Genomic DNA, 22,692 nt, shown 5'->3' with positions numbered 1-22,692 from the left:
TCCATTAGGTTAAGCATAAGGCGAGAATAAAACTAACAGCCGATAACAAAACTTTGCATCAGCTATGAGGAAATACCTATGTACACTAATGTTCATATCCCTGAAAACGGTGAAGCGATCACAATAGAAAATGGTTTATTACGTGTTCCTAATCACCCCATAATCCCATTTATCGAAGGAGATGGCATTGGTGTTGATGTTACACCAGCAATGCTTATGGTAGTCGATGCAGCGGTTTCTAAAGCGTATGGAAGTGATCGTCAAATTCATTGGATGGAAGTATACGCAGGTGAAAAAGCCACACAAATATATGATAGTGAAACTTGGTTACCAGAAGAAACGCTTGAGGTGTTTAAACAATTTAAAGTAAGCATAAAAGGCCCGTTGACGACACCCGTAGGTGGAGGAATGCGTTCGTTAAATGTTGCTTTAAGACAAGTGTTGGATCTATATGTTTGTCAACGTCCGGTTCAATGGTTTACCGGAGTTCCGACTCCCGTTAAAAAACCTTCTGAAGTTAATATGGTGGTTTTTAGAGAAAACTCTGAAGATATTTATTCAGGAATTGAATATCAAGCGGGAAGTGAACAAGCACAAAAGTTGATTTCATTTTTACAAAGCGAAATGGGTGTAAATAATATTCGTTTTACCGATCTTTGCGGTGTTGGTATAAAGCCTGTTTCAAAAGAAGGTTCACAGCGGTTAGTAAGGAAAGCAATTCAATACGCCATAGATCATGATCGTGCTTCGGTTACATTAGTACATAAAGGGAATATTATGAAATATACCGAAGGTGCTTTTAAAGAGTGGGGTTATGAACTTGCCAAAGAAGAGTTTTCAGCACAACTTTTAAATGGTGGTCCTTGGTATAAAATTGAAAACCCAAAAAACGGCAGAGAAATTATCATCAAAGATGTTATTGCCGATTCTATGTTACAACAAATGCTTCTTCGTCCGGCAGAATATGATGTTATTGCTACATTAAATTTAAATGGTGATTATCTTTCTGACGCTCTTTCCGCTCAAGTGGGAGGCATAGGTATTGCACCAGGTGCAAATATTGGTGAAAAAATTGCGATATTTGAAGCTACTCATGGCACCGCACCAAAATATGCGGGTTTAAATAAAGTAAACCCAAGCTCTGTGATTTTATCAGCAGAAATGATGTTAAGACACATGGGGTGGGTTGAGGCTGCAGATCTTTTATTGAAAGGAATATCAGGTGCTATCAATGCAAAAACCGTTACTTATGATTTTGAAAGATTGATGGAAGGGGCAACATTAGTGACGTGTTCTCAATTTGGTGAATGTATCATCGAAAACATGTAATTAAACATGCTAAGTTTTATTTCACTAAAATAAAAAACACAGCTTAAGCTGTGTTTTTTTATTAAATATACTTGAGTAATATTGATATTAACAAATAAAAAGCGTTATTCGTTTGATTCTTCAATATCATTAGGAGTAATACTTGCTGCATGATGCCCTTTAGGACCTGCATTTAGTTCGTAATTTACATCCTGTCCCGCTTTTAACGTACGATAACCATCCATTTGTATGGTTGAGTAATGAGCAAATATATCCTCTCCACCATCTTCAGGACGAATAAAACCAAAACCTTTCGCGTTATTAAACCACTTAACTGTACCGTGAGCCATACTTCAACTTCCTTCTAAAATCATCGGTAATTAGGTATGCTTCCCCAAAAGCATTATCCACCTAAAAAAAGTGACTAATAAATCGCCACTGATTAAATCGTAGATAATTTATTTAAATAGTCAAGTAAAATTCACATATATTTAACAGAATTTTATCTTGTTTTATCAAAAATGATGCAGCAAAAATTGCTGCGACAGACTAATATAGAAATATGAGTAATTGGAAACCATCGATTGAGGATCAAGAACTCCTCGAAAAAGAAGTTGAAAAGCAATATCAAAAACCGCCAATGTATAATGTTGTTTTATTAAATGATGATTATACTCCGATGGATTTTGTCATAGATGTATTGCGAAAATTTTTTAGTATGAATGAAGAAAAAGCAACTGATGTAATGTTAGAAATTCATTACAAAGGTAAAGGCCGTTGTGGCACATTTACTGCAGAAGTAGCAGAGATGAAAGTAAATCAAGTGTGCAATTATGCCTTAGAAAATCAGCACCCTTTAAAGTGCACGATGGAGAAAGCGTAATGTTACTAGGTTTTAATGTGGAGTAGCCTATGTTAAATAAAGATTTAGAAATTTCCCTTAATCTGGCGTTCCGCCAAGCCAAAGAGTCCCGCCATGAGTTTATGACGGTTGAGCATCTATTATTGGCGTTATTAGATAACCCTTCTTCTATTGATGCATTACAAGCATGTGGTGCAGATATGAGTAAATTACGCAAAGAGTTGCTTGATTTTATTGGAGAAACAACGCCTGTTATCCCTGCTGGTGAAGAAGAACGAGAAACACAACCTACACTAGGGTTTCAACGAGTTCTGCAACGAGCGGTTTTTCATGTGCAATCTTCGGGTAAAAGCGAAGTCAATGGCTCTAACGTCTTGGTCGCCATTTTTAGCGAACAAGAATCACAGGCCGCTTATTTTCTTAAAAAATCAGATATCAGCCGATTAGATATTGTTAATTATATCTCTCATGGCATTGCTAAAGTTGAACTAAATGATGCTCAATCTGTAGAAGAAACAACACAGCAAACTGATGAAGAGCCTAGAACCATTGAAAATTTTGCGACAAATTTAAATGATGAAGCAAGAAGCGGCAATATTGATCCGCTTGTCGGGCGTGAAAGTGAGCTTGAACGAACCCTGCAGGTGCTTGGCCGTCGACGTAAAAATAATCCTTTATACGTGGGGGAAGCGGGAGTTGGCAAAACCGCTATTGCAGAAGGCCTTGCGAATCTCATCATTTCAGAAAAAGTTCCGGAGTTTTTAAAAGATGCCACCATCTATTCGTTAGATATGGGGGCGTTACTAGCAGGGACAAAATATCGTGGTGATTTTGAAAAACGGTTTAAAGCATTGCTAAAAGAATTGGAAAAAGAAGGGAATGCTATTTTATTTGTCGATGAGATCCATACGATTATCGGCGCTGGTGCGGCTTCTGGTGGCATGATGGATGCGTCCAATTTAATTAAACCACTCTTATCATCAGGTAAATTGAAATGTGTTGGCTCGACAACTTACCAAGAGTATCAAAGTATTTTTGAAAAAGATCGCGCTTTAGCTCGTCGTTTTCAGAAAATTGATGTTGTAGAACCCAGTGTTTCTGATACCACTAAAATATTACAAGGCTTAAAAGAAAAGTACGAATCACATCATGGGATTCGTTATACCAATAAGGCGTTACATGCTGCTGCTAAGTTATCTGCTAAATATATAAATGAACGATTTTTACCGGACAAAGCCATTGATGTCATTGATGAAGCAGGCGCTAAACAACAATTAGTTGCAGCATCAAAACGTAAAAAAGTTATTAACGATAATGATATAGAAACGATCGTTGCAAAAATCGCTCGTATTCCTGAAAAATCAGTATCTTCTTCTGAAAAAGACAGCTTAAAAACCTTAGATAGAAATTTAAAATTAGTTGTTTTTGGTCAAGATCATGCCATTGATGAACTTAGCTCCGTGATCCGGTTATCGCGTGCTGGTTTAGGTAATGAAGAAAAACCTATCGGTTCGTTTTTATTTGCTGGCCCTACGGGGGTCGGTAAAACGGAAGTCACCCAACAATTAGCTAAAATATTAGGGGTTGAGTTACTGCGCTATGATATGTCTGAATATATGGAAAAACATGCAGTTAGCCGCTTAATAGGTGCTCCTCCTGGTTATGTGGGGTATGAACAAGGTGGTCTACTCACAGATGCCGTTTTAAAGCACCCTCATGCAGTTGTCTTATTAGATGAGATAGAAAAGGCTCATGAAGATGTATACAACATTTTGTTGCAGGTGATGGACCATGGAACATTAACGGATAATAATGGCCGTAAAGCCGACTTTAGAAACATTACTTTAGTGCTAACGACCAACGCGGGGGTTCAAGAAACTACTCGTCAGTCAATCGGCTTTAAACAGCAAGATCATAGTGTTGATGCCATGGATGAAATCAATAAAGTATTTTCTCCAGAATTTAGAAACCGTTTAGACAATATTGTTTGGTTCAATCATTTATCGGATGATGTGATCCATCAAGTTGTGGATAAATTTATTGTTGAACTCCAAGCTCAATTAGATGAAAAAGGCGTTTCGTTAGAGTTAACGAAAGACGCTAAAAAATGGTTAGCAACGCATGGATACGATAAAGCGATGGGAGCACGGCCTATGTCGCGTTTGATCCAAGAGCATCTGAAAAAACCATTAGCCAATGAATTACTTTTTGGCGGTTTGACTCACGGTGGTATTGCGAAAATAGGAGTTAAGAAAGATAAGCTTGTATTAAGTTATGAGTCTAAAAAGGAACTTGTTGAACATTAAGTTTAACGCTCTTAATTCATTTTTATATCATTCTTAAGCAAATAACATGATGAGGTTATTTGCTTTTTTATTTGTAATCATAAAATTTCAGGTATAAAAAAAGCTCTATAACTAGAGCTTCTTTAAAAAATTTATTGCTATTATCTTGCACGGAAAATAATGCGGCCTTTAGATAAATCGTAAGGTGTTAACTCAACTGTTACTTTATCGCCCGTTAAAATACGAATATAGTTTTTACGCATTTTTCCTGAGATATGAGCCGTTACAACGTGTCCATTTTCTAATTCAACACGAAACATAGTATTTGGTAAGGTATCTAAAACCGTACCTTGCATTTCAATATTTTCTTCTTTCGCCATTGGGCGTTAAACCTCTAAATTGTGCGTTAATAAAAAGCTGCGCAGATAATGCCCAAATCAGCGGCTAAAGTAAAGCTATAGTGTTATTTATTTATGGTTTTCCAGCTATTTTCTTTCAAAAGCTGGTGAGGATAATAACGATTTTTATAATTCATCTTTTGACAATCATCTATTTGATAACCTAGATAAAGATATTTTTTGTTTAATTTATCTGCCAAGAGTATTTGTTGAATGATCGAAAAAGCACCGATGCCATTTTTTCGATAGTCAGGGTGGTAAAAGGTATAAACAGCCGATAATGCATGACTTAAAATATCCGTCACAGCTACACTGATCAGTCGTTCATCATGCCATATTTCTAAAAATAATTGTTGGGTGAGTTTGCCACTTAAAAAACTTTGATATTGTGCATAGTTAGCGGGGTACATAGCACCATCTTTATGAATTTCATTGATATAATTTTTATATAAAGGGTAATAACTTTCTTGTAATTCATCATTGACTTTAATGGTATAGGTACCGTTTTTCTTTAATAATCGCTTTTGACTCTTTGTTGGCACGTAATCATGCGCCAGCACCCTTAAGGATTGACAAGCCCTGCAGTTTATACAATGAGGACGATATATTTGATCACCACTTCGACGAAAGCCTTGCGACATTAACCAGCCATAATGCTCAGCGTCTTGTAGGCGTTCATCAACCGCAATTAACAATCGCTCTTGCTGATCCGGTAAATAACTGCAGGGAAATGTTTGACTGATCCCTAATTGATAATTTTCATTCATCTTTTAAGTATAGTTGACGTGGCTGCCAAAAATCATTGGGTAATCGATTTTTTAAGGCTTGTGCTTTATGTTGAAGAAAAGCATCACGTGATATTTAACAACAGCCCATCTCTGCTAAGAAAGGGTTTAACATTTGGCAATCGAGAAATTCAACATTTTGACTCTTAAGCAAATCAATTAAATAAACTAGTGCGGTTTTTGAAGCATTACTTTGTTTATAAAACATTGACTCACCCGAAAAGTAACCGTTTATGGCCACGCCGTACAAACCACCGACTAATTGATTGCCTGACCATACTTCAATGGAATGGGCTAAACCTTCTTGGTGCATGTTTATGTAAGCGTCTATCATCTCATCAACAATCCAAGTACCTTCTTTACGAAAGGGCGCATCAGCACATAGCTCAATAACTTCTTCAAAAGCGTGATTAAGCGTTACAGTAAATGTCTGTTTTTTAAGATGCTTTCTGAGGGTTTTATTTATTTTTAATTCGTTACAATAAATGACGCCACGAGGATCGGGGCTCCACCACATGATAACTTCACCTTCACTAAACCAAGGAAATATTCCTGATGAATAAGCTTTAGCTAATCGCTTAGGGGTTAAATCGCCGCCAAAGGCAAGTAATCCATTTGGCTCTTTAAGCGCGGAGTGAACAGGAGGGAAAATCAGACTATCCGATGACAATAATGGGATAGTCTGAGTCATATGTTATTAAGCGCCTTTTGCGTCTAAATAGCGTTCTGCGTCAAGCGCTGCCATACAACCAGCACCTGCAGAAGTGATCGCTTGACGATAGATATGATCGGCAACGTCACCAGCAGCATAAATACCTTCAACACTTGTTTGAGTCGCGTTACCTTGTGTACCACTATTGATGGTAATATAACCATCTTTCATCGCTAATTGATCTTTAAATATATCTGTATTTGGCTTGTGACCAATGGCTATAAAACAACCTGCTACGTCGATATTTTCAGTCGCATCCGATTTTGTATCTTTAACTCGAATGCCTGTAACACCCATGTTGTCACCTAATACTTCATCTAAAGTGCGATCAGTATGCAAGATGATATTACCGTTTTTAACTTTTTCCATTAAACGGTCAGTCAATATTTTTTCTGAACGGAAAGTGTCGCGACGATGTACTAAATGTACTTCTGATGCAATATTCGATAAATAAAGCGCTTCTTCAACCGCAGTATTACCGCCACCAACAACCGCTACTTTTTGATTGCGGTAAAAGAATCCATCACATGTTGCACAAGCTGACACACCTTTACCCATGAAAGCTTCTTCAGATGGTAGACCTAAATATTGAGCGGATGCTCCGGTACATATAATCAAAGCATCACAAGTGTATTCGCTACTACCTGACAATTTGTAAGGCTTTGAGGAGAAATCTACGGATTCAATATGATCAAAAATAATTTCAGTATCAAACTTTTCAGCATGCTTTTGCATACGTTCCATTAACGCTGGACCTGTTAGATCGTCAGCATCTCCTGGCCAATTTTCAACTTCGGTGGTTGTTGTTAATTGACCCCCTTGTTGCATACCTGTGATCATTACAGGTTTTAAGTTTGCGCGGGCTGCATAAACAGCAGCAGTATAGCCAGCTGGGCCTGAGCCCAAAATGAGTAACGGGCAATGTCTTGCTTCGCTCATGAATTACTCCAGTAATATAAAATTTGAATAACTTAATGATTGGGATATTAAGGGAAGATCTCAAGTAGGTACACTAACTTTTCAAGATAAATATTCGATAAGGGGATTTAAATGCAATAATTTTTGTACGAGTTGTTAATCTTTCGTATAGTTGTTGAACAAATACGATATAACACTTTTGCTTTATAAATAAAAAACTCCTAGTGAATTCACGCAAGGAGCTTTTTACTTGTTCAAGTTTTAAACATACTCGCGATGTTTATAAAGCAGCTAATGCTTCTTGTGGCGAAACATAGTTATAACCTAAATCATCAGCGACTGGTTTATAGGTAATCTTACCACCTAAAACGTTTAAACCAGCCATTAAGTGTTCGTCATCTAATAAGGCTTGCTTGGCGCCTTTATTAGCGAGTGTCACTGCAAAGGGTAATGTTGCATTAGTTAACGCCATGGTTGACGTACGTGCGACACCACCAGGCATATTTGCTACACAATAATGAACCACATCATCCACTACATAGGTTGGTTCTTGGTGAGTTGTCGCTTTAGACGTTGCAAAACAACCCCCCTGATCAATGGCTACATCAACAACAACAGCGCCTTTTTTCATTGACTTGATATGTTCTTTGGTCACTAATTTTGGTGCTGCTGCACCTGGAATAAGTACTGCACCTATGACTAAATCAGCATCAATAATTAATTGATCCATCGCATCAGCAGTTGAATAAACGGTTTTTAAACGACCATCAAATTCCGTATCTAATTGACGTAATCGAGGCAATGAGCGATCTAAAATAGTCACGTCAGCACCCATACCAACGGCCATACGAGCCGCTTGTGTACCAACAACGCCACCACCAACAACTAATACTTTGGCAGGAGCAACACCTGGTACACCACCAAGAAGGGCACCTAAACCGCCTTGTGCTTTTTCAAGGGCGTGAGCACCAGCTTGAATAGACATACGGCCAGCAACTTCTGACATTGGCGCTAATAACGGTAAACCACCAGCAGCAGAGGTAACAGTTTCATAAGCGATACAAGTAGCACCTGAAGCAACTAATAATTCTGTTTGTTGTGGATCTGGGGCTAAGTGTAAGTAAGTGAAGAGAACTTGACCTGGACGAAGCATTTTACATTCGTTAGGTTGTGGCTCTTTTACTTTTATGATCATTTCTGCCGTGGCAAAAATTTCTTCTGCAGAATCAATGATTTTAGCGCCGGCTGCGATATATTGTTCATTATCAAAACCGATTGACGCGCCACCATTATTTTCAACAATAACATCATGGCCATTGACGATTAGCTCTTTAACACCTGCTGGCGTTAAACCGATACGATACTCGTGATTTTTAATTTCTTTTGGTACACCAATAATCATACTTAACTCTCTTTTGTAATGCTGTTGTAATATTTGCGACTAGTATAGTGCTAAATTTCTAGATTAACCTGTCGTAATTTTCAGTAAGTCAGCATATAATATCGTAAATATAAATATTATTGGTTTTTTATATAATGAGTTTGTTGGCAGAAAAAAAATTAGACCGTATCGATAAAAATATTTTATTTGAGCTACAACAAAACGGCCGTTTATCAAATGTTGAATTATCTAAAAGAGTAGGGTTAAGTCCTACACCATGCTTAGAGCGAGTAAAACGTTTAGAAAATGACAACTATATCAAAGGCTATCAAGCGATATTAAACCCTGAAAAATTAGAGGCTGCTCTTTTAGTTATTGTAGAAATAACATTAACTAAAACCAGTCCCGATGTATTTGATGATTTTTCAAAAGCGGTGGATGATTTAGAAGTGATCCAAGAATGCCATTTGGTATCGGGTGATTTTGATTTTTTATTGAAAACGCGTGTTGCAGATATGACAGCGTATAGGCAATTACTTGGCGATACGTTATTACGATTACCTGCGGTAAGTGAAAGCCGTACTTATGTGGTCATGGAAGAAGTCAAATCGACTAATTTTTTACCGATCAAACGATAATGTTAATTAAAACGCCTTAGCTATTGATTAAAGCGTTTAACTTATTACAATATTTTGATACTTTACTGTATATAACAACAATAGAATTTTTGGCGCGTAATTTGTCTGTAGAATCTTCAAAATTAAATGGTGTACAACGGTTATTAGAAGCAGGGCTTTTAGTTTCTTGTGTTTTTGCTATGTACATTATGATGGCTTTATTTAGTTTTGATCCGGCCGATCCCGGTTGGTCACAAACTGGCTATCAAACTCCTATTCGTAATTTAGGTGGGGCAGTTGGCGCATATTTATCTGATTTGCTTCTTAATTTATTTGGCCTTATCGCTTATAGCTTACCTTTTGTGATTGCCTTAACTGGTTGGGTGTTATTTCAGAAATACCATCGATTAATTCAGCTCGATTATTTAACCTTAGGTTTGAAATTCATCGGCTTTATTATGTTTTATATCGGCGTTACGGCAATTGCCAGTATGAATTTTGATGATGTCTTTTACTTTTCAGCTGGCGGGATATTGGGTGATATTTTAAGTAACGGGCTTATCCCATATTTTTCATTTGTAGGTAGCACATTATTATTTTTGATGTTCATTGGCACCGGTTTTGTATTATTAACCGGCTTATCTTTATTGAAAATGATCGATTATATTGGTGCGCAAACTATTAAATTTGCCTTTGGTTTAGCTCAGTTACCCCGTTTGTTAAAAGATAAATTTGGCACTCAGTTCGATACTGAAGATCAAACTAAATTAAACAAATTAGCAAAAAAAGCCAAAGTTAAAGAGTTAGAAAACACCGAAAAACAAACGCTACAAGCGCATACATCCAATAGCTTACATGCATCTGATAATTATCCTGACGACGATGAAGCAAGTTATCAAGCCGACTTAAACACCATTACTACCGATCACAATACCGAAGCCTTTGCTGAAAGCAAAGATGATATCCCTTTCAAGCTTGACGATGAAATTGAACACTTTGTTGATATTGATGATTTAATGGGAGAGCCATTAGCCATCAATGTACAAGAACATGTCAGTGAAGATGAGATAAATGCGGCATTTGAAGCAGAAGAGCCGATAGTAGTTGATGAACCAGCGGCTAAAGTTAACAAACACAAAAGTGACATATCTCAAGGTTTACCTTCCTTAGAGTTATTAGACCGTCCAAATCGCTCCGATAACCCCATAGATCCTGTTGAACTTGAACAAATAAGCCGATTAGTCGAAGAAAAACTTTTAGAGTTTGGCGTGAAAGCTGAAGTCGTCGGCGTTTTTCCTGGTCCTGTTATTACTCGTTTTGAGTTAGATTTAGCTCCTGGTATTAAAGCCAGTAAAGTTAGTGGTTTATCACAAGATATTGCTCGTTCTTTATCAGCTAAAAGTGTTCGAGTAGTCGAAGTAATCGAAGGTAAATCAGTTATAGGTATTGAATTACCGAATAAGTTTAGAGAAACGGTATTTTTTGCTGATGTTATTTCAGATAAAAAGTTTTCTGATTCTTCCTCCAACCTTGCTATGGCAATAGGTAGCGATATTTCAGGAAAACCGGTTGTAGCCGATTTAGCTAAAATGCCACATTTACTTGTTGCTGGTACTACGGGCTCTGGTAAGTCTGTTGCGGTTAATACCATGATTGTTAGTATTCTATATAAATCATCGCCTGAAGAAGTGCGAATGATCATGATTGATCCGAAACAAGTAGAGCTATCTGTATATAACGGTATTCCGCATTTACTTTCTGAAGTAGTCACTGACATGAAAGAGGCAGCGAATGCACTTCGTTGGTGTGTTGGTGAAATGGAACGTCGTTATAAACTAATGTCAGCTTTGGGTGTCAGAAATTTAAAAGGCTTTAATGAGAAAGTCGTTAAAGCTCAAGAAGCCGGGGAGCCATTAATCGATCCGTTATGGCAACCCAGTGATGCCTTTAGCCAAACACCACCGTTATTAGAGAAACTTCCTGCTATCGTCATTTTAGTGGATGAATTCGCTGATATGATGATGGTTGCTGGTAAAAAGGTGGAAGAGCTAATCGCTCGAATTGCTCAAAAAGCTCGAGCCGCTGGTATGCATTTGATCTTAGCAACACAACGTCCATCCGCAGATGTTATTACTGGCTTGATAAAAGCAAATATTCCTACGCGTATGGCCTTACGGGTACAATCAAGAATGGAGTCTCGTATTATCCTTGATCAACAAGGCGCAGAACAATTACTTGGCATGGGGGATATGTTTTATCTGCCTCCTGGTGAAGCAGTATCTGTGCGCGTTCATGGTGCTTTTGTTAATGATGATGAAGTACATGCGGTGGTTAATGACTGGAAGTCACGCGGTGAACCTGCTTATGTTGAAGATATCTTAACCGGTGATACAGAGAATGAAATTCTCTTACCGGGAGAACAAGCAGAAGCCGATGAAAATGCCGAACTAGATACGCTTTATGATGAAGCAGTAGAATTTGTGACCACGAGTCGACGCGTATCTATTTCCAGTGTACAACGCAAATTTCGGATTGGTTATAACCGTGCAGCACGAATTGTTGAAGATATGGAATCGCAAGGGGTGGTTAGCACTCCAGGCCATAATGGTGCTCGAGAAGTGTTAGCGCCACCTCCTGTAAGAGACTAAATTCATGAAATTAACGTTAAAACAATTATTATCGGCTCATTTGCTTTGTAGCGCATTGTTATTTATGCCAGCAAAAATCTTTGCTGAGCAATCCACTGATGTATTCGCTAGCTCAGAGTCGCAACAAGTTTCTATGGCAAAGCAAGCATTGATGGAACGTTTATCTGGCTTTGACCATTTCTCAGCGACCTTTTCTCAGCAAGTGATCGATGAAGAACAAAATATTTTACAAGAAGGCCATGGCAAACTTTCAGTTAAAAAACCCAATTTAGTTTTTTGGCAAACGGAACAACCTGAAGAATCAGTGATTGTTTCAGATGGTGAAACCTTGTGGTTTTACGACCCTTTTATAGAGCAAGCAACAGCATATCGAGTTGACGACTCAGTGGCTAACACTCCCATTTTATTATTAACGTCTACGGATAAAGTATTGTGGCAACAATATAGCGTGACTCAAACCAATCATGATGATTTTTTAATTCATGCCAATGACATCAATAGTCGTGTTAAAACACTTGAACTGAACTTTGTTTCCAATAGCGCCATACTGAAAAGTTTAAGTATAATTGACTCAACCGGCCAATTAAGTGTTATTAAACTGGCTGATGTCGCGATTAATCAGACTATTGAGCCTAATTTATTTAAATTTATCTTACCAGATGGCGTATATCTCGATGACCAGCGCTAACGGCGAATTATCTTTAACTTTCGATGACAATCTTGATTTTCAACCGCTTGCAGCAAAGTTAAGACCTAAAACCCTAAACGATTACGTAGGGCAGCAACATATATTAGCTGCGGGGATGCCTTTACAAAAAGCGATCGAACAAGGAAAGTGTCATTCGGTAATTTTTTGGGGACCGCCAGGAACCGGCAAAACAACCCTAGCAGAAATTATTGCCAGCCATGCTGACGCTGAAATAGCCCGAATTTCTGCTGTCACATCAGGGATAAAAGATATTCGAGAAGCGATCAGCAATGCAAAAGATAGGGCAATACATCAACAAAAACGAACCGTTCTTTTTGTTGATGAAGTTCATCGTTTTAATAAAAGTCAGCAAGATGCTTTTTTACCTCATATTGAAGACGGTACGATAATCTTTATTGGTGCCACTACCGAAAATCCAGCGTTTGAACTTAACCAAGCGATTCTGTCAAGAACTCGAGTCTATACACTTAAAAAATTAACGGAACTTGATTTAGCCGATGTCTTAGAAAATGGCTTAAATTACTTAACTCGCACACAGCAATTGCACATCAAGTTTAAAGATAATGCTCGTCATCAGTTGATTAAATTAGCTGATGGTGATGCGAGAAGGCTACTGAATTTATTAGAGAATTGTTTAGATTTAGTTGATGCTATTAATGATGAAATTATTATTGCAAGTGAACAAATAAAGCAAGTGGCGGGCAATAAAATAGCGTTATATGATAAAGGTGGTGATGCCTTTTACGATATGATCAGCGCTTTTCATAAATCGGTTAGGGGCTCAGATCCTGATGCTGCACTTTATTGGTATGCTCGAATATTAACCGGCGGTGGTGACGCGCTTTATGTGGCAAGACGTTTATTAGCCATAGCCAGTGAAGATATTGGTAATGCTGATCCTAGAGCAATGCAATTAGCGATTAATGCTTGGGATACTTACCAACGTGTAGGACCAAGTGAAGGTGAGCGTGCAATCGCTCAAGCAGCGGTATATATGGCGTTAGCTCCTAAGAGTAATGCAGTTTATCAAGCATTTAAGCAATCTATGGCGTTAGCAAAAGAAACGGCAAACCTTGATGTTCCTTTACATTTAAAGAATGCGACCAGTGCTATCACTCAAGACTTAGGGCATGGCTGTGAATATCGTTATGCGCACAACGAGGCCAATGCTTATGCTGCCGGAGAAAATTATTTTCCTGAACCTATTGCCCATACGTGTTTCTATCAACCAAGTGACCGTGGCTTGGAGAAACAATTAAAAGAAAAATTAGCTTTCTTAAAACAATTAGATCAACAATCACAAGATAAACGTTATGACTAATTCGGTAAGTAATTTCACTTTATATGCTTTTGTTGCTCTTGGTGGAGCAGGTGGGGCGAGTTTGCGGTTTTATATTTCGCAATTAATATTAAATTGGCTCGGAAAAGGATTCCCTTTTGCGACGCTGGCGGTTAATATTTCCGGCTCATTAATAATGGGAACGTTATACGGACTCATTGAACAAGGTGTTATTGAAGTTAGCATCTACCGAACATTAATAGGTATTGGTTTTTTAGGGGCATTTACCACCTTTTCAACCTTCTCCCTTGATACATTATTATTAATGCAACAAGGTGAACTATTTAAAGCCATGATAAATGTGCTACTCAATGTAAGCTTATGTATATTTGCAGCGGGTATAGGCATTTATTTAGTTACTTTTTTTAATAAATAAACTTACATTCAGACGTGACCAATAATGCTAGATCCAAAATTATTTAGAACAGACATTGAAACTACTGCAGCACAACTGGCTAAACGTGGTTATACCTTAGACACTGCTTTATTAACGCAATTAGAAGAGCAACGTAAAGCGATTCAAGTAAAAACACAAGAATTGCAAAGTCAACGAAATACCCGCTCTAAATCTATCGGACAAGCAAAAGCACGTGGTGAAGATATTCAACCGTTACTCGCAGAAGTAAATCAATTAGGGGCAGATCTTGAAGCCGCTAAAGAAGAAGAGAAAGCGGTATTGGCGCAAATATCTACCATTGTATCAGCCGTCCCCAATTTAATTCATGACTCTGTTCCTCATGGTGAAAGTGAAGATGACAATGTTGAAGTGCGACGTTGGGGAACGCCAAAAACTTTTGATTTTGAAGTAAAAGATCATGTTGATCTTGCTGTCGCTTTAGATAAAGGGTTAGATTTTGAAAGTGGGGCTAAATTAGCCGGAACGCGATTTGCGGTGATGCGAGGCAATATTGCAAAATTACACCGTGCACTTGCTCAGTTTATGATTGATGTACATAGTGAAGAAAACGGCTATCAAGAAATGTACGTACCCTATCTTGTCAATCACGATTCATTGTATGGAACGGGACAATTACCGAAATTTGGTGAAGATTTATTTCACACAGATTTAGCCAATCGTCAATTTTCACTGATCCCTACGGCAGAAGTCCCTTTAACTAACTTAGTCAGAGATGAAATTGTTGAAGAATCAGCATTACCGATAAAAATGTGCGCTCATACACCATGCTTTCGCAGTGAAGCAGGCTCGTCAGGGCGTGATATTCGCGGGCTCATTCGTCAACATCAATTTGACAAAGTTGAGATGGTGCAAATTGTTAAACCTGAAGATTCGTTTACCGCGTTAGATGAATTAACCGGTCATGCTGAAAAAATTCTTGAAAAACTCGAATTACCATATCGTACAGTTGTGTTATGTACCGGTGATATTGGCTTTAGCGCCACCAAAACCTTTGATATTGAAGTGTGGTTGCCGGCACAAAATACTTATCGTGAAATTTCTTCTTGTTCAAATATGGGGGATTTTCAAGCACGTCGTATGCAAGCTCGTTTTAGAAATTCACAAACCAATAAACCTGAATTAGTCCATACCTTAAATGGCTCTGGTTTAGCCGTGGGAAGAACTTTAGTTGCGGTTTTAGAAAATTACCAACAAGCAGATGGTAGTATTAATATTCCAACGGTTTTACAACCTTATATGAAAGGTTTAACTAAGATTAGTTAATTGCGTTTATGTTTCATTAACGACGATGATTTCGTTTTATAACAATCCGGCTTTTGGTCGGATTTTTTTTGCTAAATGAATAATCAATGGTATCTAATAAGCTCATTTTTATGTTTATTCGTAAAGTTAAAAAAATTGTCGCCTTAACGAATTATTTATCGTTTACTTAGGTCTTAATAAAAACAGACTTGTCAAAGTAGAGTTTAATTTTGTTGAAAAATTTAGTTATTCAAATAACAATATTTTTTGTTATTTTTCAATTACTCACTTGGTTTAAAGAATCAAGCATGCTTGATACGCAGCAAAATTTAAGCGCGCTAAACTTTAATGTACCAACAGTAACAGGTGAGGTGGTTTCATTAACGGCTAATGAAAAAACAGTCATCTACTTTTTTGCCCCATGGTGTAGTATTTGTCATGCCAGTATCGAAAATTTACAAGCACTTTATGAGAAAAATGAAACAATAAATGTGATAGCGGTTGCCTTAGATTTTGTTGATGTTGAAGAAATTGAAGCTTTTGTCGCTCAGCATCAATTAACTTTTCCGGTCGCAATCGGCAATGAAAATGTTAAACAAGCATACAAAGTTCCCGGTTATCCGAGTTATTATGTCATTGATGAAGATAATACAGTTATTTCAAAATCTATCGGATATTCAACGGAGATAGGTCTTTATTTAAGATCATTTTAGTACTTCTGATCTGATATCTGATTGTGTACACTAGGACTTTCAAATAATAAAATAGATCTTATCCTATGCAAATTTCTGCTCAATTTGATAGCGGCAACATTCATGTTATAGAAGCCGATACCCCCAACAATATTATTTTAGAAATAAATAAAGATAATCAATCAGATTTCTTCCAATGGTTTCACTTTAAATTAAATAATAATGTTCGTGCAGAACATATTATGACGATAAGAAATGCTGGTAAATCTGCGTTTGTTGACGGTTGGGAAAATTATCAAGCACTTGCTTCTTACGATAGAGAACATTGGTTTAGAGTTCCTACAGAATTCGATGGTGAAAACCTTACTATCACTTTTACTCCCGATCACGATAGCGTGTATTTTGCTTATTTTACGCCCTATAGTTATGAGCGCCACCAAGACTTATTACACCAAGCTCAGTTAGATGTTGACTGTCAATTGCAAGTATTAGGGCAAACAATCGACGGACGAGATATGTCGGTGTTAAAAGTGGGTGAAGAAGGTGAAAATAAAAAAGTCATCTGGTTAACTGCGCGACAACACCCTGGTGAAACTATGGCCGAATGGTTTATGGAAGGCTTTATTGATAGATTACTTGATGAAGATGATGGAGTTGCTCGTGCCTTACTTAATAAAGCAGTATTTTATTTAGTACCCAATATGAATCCTGACGGCTCCGTAAGAGGTAACTTAAGAACAAATGCTGCTGGTGCTAATTTAAATCGTGAATGGGCTACACCTAGCATGGAAACAAGTCCTGAAGTTTACCTTGTGCGAAATAAAATGTTAGAAACAGGCGTTGATATGTTTCTTGATATACACGGTGACGAAGCGCTTCCGTATAATTTTGTTGCTGGTTGTGAAGGTATTCCTTCGTACGATGAACGACATCATTCATTGGAAGAATCTTTTAAAGATATATTATTAGCGATCACGCCAGAGTTTCAAGATGAGTTTGGTTATGATAAAGACGAAGCAGGTCAAGCAAACCTGACGCTGGGTGCAACTTGGGTTGGTGAACAGTTCAAGTGTTTATCCTATACCATTGAAATGCCATTTAAAGATAATGACTTACTGCCAGATCATAGTGTAGGTTGGTCTGATAATAGAAGTAGTTTATTTGGTCGAGATGTTTTAACGGCTATTTATCATATTGTAGATGAGTTACGATAATCCGTTACCCACTACATATAAAATAATTATAATAATTTCAGGAGTTAATAGTGCAAGAATTAGTCGATACCCTTAATGGTTATATTTGGAGTTCGTATCTTATTTACCTTTGTTTAGGTGCCGGGATATTTTTCTCCATTGCCACACGCTTTACCCAAATTCGTCATTTTAGAGAAATGTGGCGCCTGTTAATGTCAGGTAAAAGTTCCGAGAAAGGCATTTCATCATTCCAAGCGCTTGCAGTTTCTCTTTCTGGTCGAGTCGGAACCGGTAATATTGCTGGTGTAGCTGCCGCTATTGGTTTTGGCGGTCCAGGTGCTGTGTTTTGGATGTGGGTTGTAGCCTTTTTAGGCGCTGCCACAGCTTATATTGAATCGACCAACGCACAAATTTATAAAGAAGAAGAAGATGGCGTTTATCGCGGTGGTCCCGCTTATTATATTGAAAAAGCCATGGGGCAAAAATGGTATGCATGGACGTTTGCGCTTGCCACTATTTTAGCTTGTGGTTTATTACTACCGGTTGTGCAATCAAATGGTATTGGTGATGCATTAGTAAATGTATTTGGTCAAGGGGGCACGGTTAATTCTGTTATTGGAGAGTTACCATTAACCAAAGTATATGCCGCTGTTTTTATTGTCATAATTCTTGGTTTTATTATCTTTGGCGGAGTTAAACGCATTGCTAGTTTCACGCAAGTTGTTGTGCCATTTATGGCGCTTGCTTATATTATCATTGCATGTTCAATTATCGCGTTAAATATTGATAAATTACCGGGAATATTCTCACTGATTATTACAGATGCATTCACACCAATGGCTGGTTTTGGTGCCGCGATAGGTTGGGGGGTAAAACGTGGTGTTTATTCTAATGAAGCCGGTCAAGGTACTGGACCTCATGCTGCAGCTGCTGCAGAAGTTGACCATCCCGCTCAACAAGGTTTAGTGCAGTCATTTTCTGTATACATTGATACGTTATTTGTTTGTTCTGCCACAGCGTTTATGATTTTAATTACTCAGTCATATAACGTGATGCCAGAAGGAGCAACCGCTTTCGTTGAACAAAATTTAGCGGAAAATGTTGTGATCAATGGTCCCGCTTTCACGCAAATAGCAGTGGATAGTGTATTAACTGGCGTTGGTAAGCCATTTATCGCGTTAGCATTGTTTTTCTTCGCATTCACAACAGTATTAGCTTACTACTTTATTGCTGAAAACAATGTTTCTTATATAAATCGAACGATTAAATTCCCAGTATTAAGATTTTTCTTAAAACTATTAATTATGTGCGCTGTTTTTTACGGTACCGTCGCAGAGCCAAGTGCTGCTTGGGGAATGGGGGATGTTGGTGTTGGCATTATGGCGTGGTTAAATATTATCGGAATTATCATCATATTCTTTATGTCTAAACCTGCTATAAAAGCATTAAAAGATTATGAACGACAGCAAAAAGAAGGTGTAAGTGAGTACACATTTGATCCTAAATCATTAGGGATTAAAAATGCTGACTTTTGGGAAAAAAAATTCGAAAACGATAGTAAAAAATAATATCGAATTATTTAATAAAAAACGCCCATAAGGGCGTTTTTTTTATTTTAATTAGGTAGAATATCGCCATTGAAATTAAGAGGGAAAGATATGGCTGTTATAAATTGTCCAAGTTGTCGTAAAAAAATTTCCGATAAAGCCAAATCATGTTCACATTGTCAAATTGATTTAGTGAACTTAGATGAAGAAAAACTTGCTGCGAATAGGCAAGTTGAACGTATCAATAAATCACAACGCATTATGACATGGTCATTTATTGCAATGTTAATGTTTTGTGGTGGCTTCTTAGTTTATTACTGGAAGAATGTGCAGCCTGGCACATGGCAATATTACCTTTCCGTAGGATCTACCGTAATTGGTTTTTTTATCTATATCGCTACGCGAGTGCAGTTAATCTTATTAAAACGAGAGAGTAAATAATATGGATCTACACCAAGTCGTCGATAATATGTCACCAGAGATGTATCAACGATTAAAACATGCAGCAGAAACCGGTAAATGGCCAGAGGGTACTCCGGTTGAACAAGCACAACGAGATTCTGCATTACAACTTTCTATGGCGTATCAAGCTAGACATTTAAATTCAGATCAAATGTTAACTGTTGGCTCAGATGGTGAGTTAGTCACTAAAACCAAACGTGAATTAAAAAGTCAATTTAGTGCAGATAATAATAAGGGTGAAATAACAGCGTGTAATAAAGAAAACGCGCCAATACAAGACGATATAGCTAGGTTTACTGATATATGATTTTTTCTCGGTTCCGCAATAAAAGTACGTGGCAAAGTAAAGATAGTAATACGCGCATTAGTGCTGTTAACAATGACTTAGATATTTCTAACGTCGAACAAAAAGACATTTTACTCTCGTTATTAGCAAAGGATCCCAATGAACTTGTTCGTCGTGCCGTTTTAATTAAATTCAATGATTTTTCACTTTGGCAACAAACTAGTGAAAACAATGATGACATTAATGTTCGTGATTATGCGAGAAAAGAAGTTGTAGCGATTATTTTAAATCAGCGGAGCTTAAAATTATCCAAAGATGAAAAGTTGGCTTATTTAAATGATCAGCCAACATTAGCATTCTTAGAAACCTGGCTTAAAGAAGAGTCAGACCCACAAATAGTTATCGCCATTTACCAAAAACTTGCGAAACCGCAATTAGCTTTAACCGTATTCAAACACCATAACCATATTGAAATCCAACAGTATTTAGTTGAACAAGCTACAAGTATTGATAATTTAGAAAAATTATTGAAAAAAAGCACAATAGCTGAAATTACTGAATCCATAAAAGCTAAAATTATTACCATTAAAATTGAACAAGAAAAACCGATTAAAATTGCCAAGCGAGCGCAATTAATTTTAGCTAAGCTCCTTGCCTTAAAGGATGTCAGTGATTATCAAACCGTTTTGGAAAAACAGGCGTCTTTAACGAAAGAATGGGGTGATTTAACCACTGACTTTACATGCTTAGAAGAATCACAACAGTTAACTTTTACTACAAAATATCAAGATATTAATGATCAGCTTGAAAAAATATTTGCCGTGAAAGCCGAATTATTTGCACAACAAAAGATCGCTGATGCTTTAGAAAAAGAAAAACAATTGCTCACTAAACAGTTTGCTGAACATATTCAAAAATATGAGCAATCTTTAAGTGATGCTATTTTTAATAGTATTCAAATAGATGAAGACGAATTTATTCAACAACTTACTCAACTTCAAGCAACTATCGATACATCCGTATTAGCAGCAAAAGAAAAACATACGTTTATTAAGCAAGTTGAAGTAATAAAAAATAAACTGTCAAAGTTACCTGAAATAGCTGAGTCGTTAACGCAAGCCACGCATCTTATCTCTAAGATGTCGCAACATGCTGTGCCTGAAAATTTAACCCAATTAAGAGAACAAGAAGCGAGCTATCAAGCGTGGCTTGAAAATTGGCAGCTTATCAGTGAAAAATCAAATGGCAGCTTACCTGACTCTATTGTGCAATCATACCAAGTGATTGTTAATCAGTGGGATATAGCATTAAAACCCTTACATCAACAACAAAAACAAAACTTTCATCAGGTACAGCGAAAACTGAATGATTTCAATCGGTTAATATCCCAAGGGAAATTTAATCCTTGCTTTGGCTTATTCAAAAAGATCAAATCCAGCTATGAATTATTAAGTGGTCAACAACAGCATAGATTAGAACGCGAGTTTACTGCCGCGCAGGAAAAAATCAATGAACTCAGTGATTGGGAACATTATGTTTCAACGCCGAAAAAACAAGCATTACTCGAGCAAATCAATCTGTTGGTTAACGTTCCTTTAGATAATCCCATTGAACAAGCAAGTAAGGTAAAAGCATTTCGTCAACAATGGAATGCTTTAGGTCATGCTGAAGATGATGTTGAACAAGAATTGAATGATAAGTTTAATCACGCTTGTGAACAGGCGTTTGCTCCATGTCGATTGTTTTATGCAGAGCAAGATAAAATCCGTGCTAACCATCTTACTAACCGGTTAACTATCCTCGAAGAGGTCGCTACTTTCACGGCGAATTTTGATGAAGAAAATGTTAATTGGAAATCAATTGACGCAAAAATTAATCAATTAAAGCAAAAGTGGCGTGATGCAGGTGAGGTTGATAGAGAAAAATATAAAACACTCAATGAAGAATTTAATACCTTACTTAAGCCTATTAAACTGGCGATTCATCAGCATCATCTTAATAATAAAGATGAAAAATTGTCGTTAATAAAACAAGCTGAAAAAGTGTTAGCCGAAGAAAACATTCAAGTGGCGGTTGATCACGTTAAAAAGTTACAAACTAAATGGCGTGACATAGGTTACAGCGGTCCAAAAGATGAAAATAAATTATGGCAACAATTTAGAACGATAAATGATCAAGTCTTCGCACGAAGAAATGAAGCACAAAACAAAGAAAAAGAACAAGCAATACAAATGTCTAATGCTTTTATGCAATCGCTGGTTGAGATTGAACAGAAAGTGTCAACAGACAACTCGAGTAAAATTTTAAAGGCATGTCTAAGTGATTTAAAACAACTTAAAGATAAAGTGGCGCAACAGGCAGTTCCACTTAAAGCAGTTCAACAAAAAATTGAGACTTTACAGGTAAGTTTTCAAAAAACACTCACACAATTGAAACAACAAGAACGTGTTATTAATTGGCAACGTGTATTTTCGATACTTACAGAGTCTATCGACAGCCCTATAGCTACAGACAGCAAAGACTTTAACGCGTTACCGATGAGTTGGCAGAAAAAATTGGCGAACTTAACGAGTGAATCATGTGATCCGAACGATCGTCTTGCTAAAACGATTGCATTAGAAATTATGGCAAAAGTTGAATCTCCTGATGAAGACAAACAACAGCGATTAGCCATTCAAGTTGAATTAATGCAAAGCCACATGTCATCTGGCGAAACATTTAATTTAGAAGAACAGTTTTTTGAATGGCTCAATTTAGGACAACTTAGCTCGGAAGATAAACCATTATTAGCACGGGTACATAAGATCTTTATCGAAACGTAATCAGTATCTGAAACTTCTATCGTGACAAAATGCTTTTTCATGCTGAAATAAAACATTTCTGAAACACT

21 protein-coding genes are annotated in these 22,692 nt (G+C 37.2%); 15 read left to right on the top strand and 6 right to left on the bottom strand.

Going from position 1 to position 22,692, the window contains the following annotated elements; all coding sequences use genetic code 11:
- Positions 1 to 78 precede the first annotated feature (78 nt).
- Positions 79 to 1,329, top strand: coding sequence for an NADP-dependent isocitrate dehydrogenase (gene icd / locus ABXH06_RS05635; RefSeq protein ID WP_353517571.1), 1,251 nt, complete (start codon positions 79 to 81; stop codon positions 1,327 to 1,329).
- A 104-nt stretch (positions 1,330 to 1,433) separates the two neighbouring features.
- Here icd and cspD read toward each other — a convergent pair whose 3' ends face one another.
- Positions 1,434 to 1,658 (bottom strand): cold shock domain-containing protein CspD, encoded by a 225-nt coding sequence (gene cspD, locus ABXH06_RS05630; protein WP_311575643.1) that lies wholly within the window; start codon positions 1,656 to 1,658, stop codon positions 1,434 to 1,436.
- A gap of 212 nt (positions 1,659 to 1,870) precedes the next feature.
- Here cspD and clpS point away from each other — a divergent pair, with 212 nt between their 5' ends.
- Both clpS and clpA read left to right on the top strand, forming a co-directional pair.
- Positions 1,871 to 2,191 carry an ATP-dependent Clp protease adapter ClpS gene (gene clpS / locus ABXH06_RS05625; RefSeq protein WP_311575640.1) on the top strand — a complete coding sequence of 107 codons (321 nt, stop codon included), beginning with the start codon at positions 1,871 to 1,873 and terminating at the stop codon, positions 2,189 to 2,191.
- 29 nt (positions 2,192 to 2,220) lie between these two features.
- Positions 2,221 to 4,476 carry an ATP-dependent Clp protease ATP-binding subunit ClpA gene (gene clpA / locus ABXH06_RS05620; protein ID WP_353517570.1) on the top strand — a complete coding sequence of 752 codons (2,256 nt, stop codon included), beginning with the start codon at positions 2,221 to 2,223 and terminating at the stop codon, positions 4,474 to 4,476.
- Positions 4,477 to 4,616: 140 nt separating this feature from the next.
- On the opposite strand, the gene infA is transcribed toward clpA, so the two are convergent.
- From infA to ald, 5 genes are all read right to left on the bottom strand, one after another.
- Complete coding sequence (gene infA / locus ABXH06_RS05615) at positions 4,617 to 4,835, bottom strand: translation initiation factor IF-1 (RefSeq protein WP_011043571.1); 219 nt, start codon at positions 4,833 to 4,835, stop codon at positions 4,617 to 4,619.
- An 83-nt stretch (positions 4,836 to 4,918) separates the two neighbouring features.
- Positions 4,919 to 5,620, bottom strand: a complete 702-nt coding sequence (locus ABXH06_RS05610; RefSeq protein WP_353517569.1) for an arginyltransferase — start codon at positions 5,618 to 5,620, stop codon at positions 4,919 to 4,921.
- A 94-nt stretch (positions 5,621 to 5,714) separates the two neighbouring features.
- Positions 5,715 to 6,329: a leucyl/phenylalanyl-tRNA--protein transferase gene (gene aat, locus ABXH06_RS05605; protein ID WP_353517568.1), complete on the bottom strand. Its 615-nt coding sequence runs from the start codon at positions 6,327 to 6,329 to the stop codon at positions 5,715 to 5,717.
- A gap of 6 nt (positions 6,330 to 6,335) precedes the next feature.
- Complete coding sequence (gene trxB / locus ABXH06_RS05600) at positions 6,336 to 7,289, bottom strand: thioredoxin-disulfide reductase (RefSeq protein WP_311575604.1); 954 nt, start codon at positions 7,287 to 7,289, stop codon at positions 6,336 to 6,338.
- Positions 7,290 to 7,548: 259 nt separating this feature from the next.
- The gene (ald, locus tag ABXH06_RS05595; RefSeq protein WP_311575601.1) at positions 7,549 to 8,670 is read right to left on the bottom strand and encodes an alanine dehydrogenase; all 1,122 of its coding nucleotides are present in this window, start codon (positions 8,668 to 8,670) and stop codon (positions 7,549 to 7,551) included.
- Between the two features lie 134 nt (positions 8,671 to 8,804).
- On the opposite strand from ald, the gene lrp reads away from it, so the two are divergent.
- The 12 genes from lrp (at position 8,805) to ABXH06_RS05535 (ending at position 22,624) form a co-directional block, all read left to right on the top strand.
- Complete coding sequence (lrp, locus tag ABXH06_RS05590) at positions 8,805 to 9,287, top strand: leucine-responsive transcriptional regulator Lrp (protein WP_311575598.1); 483 nt, start codon at positions 8,805 to 8,807, stop codon at positions 9,285 to 9,287.
- Between the two features lie 101 nt (positions 9,288 to 9,388).
- Complete coding sequence (locus ABXH06_RS05585) at positions 9,389 to 11,914, top strand: DNA translocase FtsK (RefSeq protein WP_353517567.1); 2,526 nt, start codon at positions 9,389 to 9,391, stop codon at positions 11,912 to 11,914.
- A gap of 4 nt (positions 11,915 to 11,918) precedes the next feature.
- Positions 11,919 to 12,602, top strand: a complete 684-nt coding sequence (lolA, locus tag ABXH06_RS05580) for an outer membrane lipoprotein periplasmic chaperone LolA (RefSeq protein ID WP_311575592.1) — start codon at positions 11,919 to 11,921, stop codon at positions 12,600 to 12,602.
- Positions 12,589 to 13,944, top strand: a complete 1,356-nt coding sequence (locus ABXH06_RS05575) for a replication-associated recombination protein A (RefSeq protein WP_353517566.1) — start codon at positions 12,589 to 12,591, stop codon at positions 13,942 to 13,944. Before lolA ends, ABXH06_RS05575 begins: the two co-directional genes overlap by 14 nt.
- Positions 13,937 to 14,338 carry a fluoride efflux transporter CrcB gene (gene crcB, locus ABXH06_RS05570; RefSeq protein ID WP_311575586.1) on the top strand — a complete coding sequence of 134 codons (402 nt, stop codon included), beginning with the start codon at positions 13,937 to 13,939 and terminating at the stop codon, positions 14,336 to 14,338. The genes ABXH06_RS05575 and crcB overlap by 8 nt, the downstream gene beginning before the upstream one ends.
- Before the next feature lie 24 nt (positions 14,339 to 14,362).
- Positions 14,363 to 15,643, top strand: coding sequence for a serine--tRNA ligase (gene serS / locus ABXH06_RS05565; protein WP_311575582.1), 1,281 nt, complete (start codon positions 14,363 to 14,365; stop codon positions 15,641 to 15,643).
- A 287-nt stretch (positions 15,644 to 15,930) separates the two neighbouring features.
- Positions 15,931 to 16,335, top strand: coding sequence for a TlpA family protein disulfide reductase (locus ABXH06_RS05560; RefSeq protein WP_311575579.1), 405 nt, complete (start codon positions 15,931 to 15,933; stop codon positions 16,333 to 16,335).
- A gap of 65 nt (positions 16,336 to 16,400) precedes the next feature.
- Positions 16,401 to 17,528 (top strand): M14 family metallopeptidase, encoded by a 1,128-nt coding sequence (locus tag ABXH06_RS05555; RefSeq protein WP_311575575.1) that lies wholly within the window; start codon positions 16,401 to 16,403, stop codon positions 17,526 to 17,528.
- 50 nt (positions 17,529 to 17,578) lie between these two features.
- Positions 17,579 to 19,075, top strand: a complete 1,497-nt coding sequence (locus tag ABXH06_RS05550; RefSeq protein WP_311575569.1) for an alanine/glycine:cation symporter family protein — start codon at positions 17,579 to 17,581, stop codon at positions 19,073 to 19,075.
- A 90-nt stretch (positions 19,076 to 19,165) separates the two neighbouring features.
- Positions 19,166 to 19,495 (top strand): hypothetical protein, encoded by a 330-nt coding sequence (locus ABXH06_RS05545; RefSeq protein WP_311575566.1) that lies wholly within the window; start codon positions 19,166 to 19,168, stop codon positions 19,493 to 19,495.
- A 1-nt stretch (position 19,496) separates the two neighbouring features.
- The gene (locus ABXH06_RS05540) at positions 19,497 to 19,823 is read left to right on the top strand and encodes a YeaC family protein (RefSeq protein ID WP_353517565.1); all 327 of its coding nucleotides are present in this window, start codon (positions 19,497 to 19,499) and stop codon (positions 19,821 to 19,823) included.
- Positions 19,820 to 22,624, top strand: coding sequence for a DUF349 domain-containing protein (locus ABXH06_RS05535; RefSeq protein ID WP_353517564.1), 2,805 nt, complete (start codon positions 19,820 to 19,822; stop codon positions 22,622 to 22,624). Before ABXH06_RS05540 ends, ABXH06_RS05535 begins: the two co-directional genes overlap by 4 nt.
- Positions 22,625 to 22,692: the final 68 nt, after the last annotated feature.

Origin of the sequence: Thalassotalea sp. SU-HH00458 (genome assembly GCF_040362795.1) — a bacterium.
Taxonomy (GTDB): domain Bacteria; phylum Pseudomonadota; class Gammaproteobacteria; order Enterobacterales; family Alteromonadaceae; genus Thalassotalea_H; species Thalassotalea_H castellviae.
This window is presented reverse-complemented; position numbering and strand designations above follow the sequence as displayed.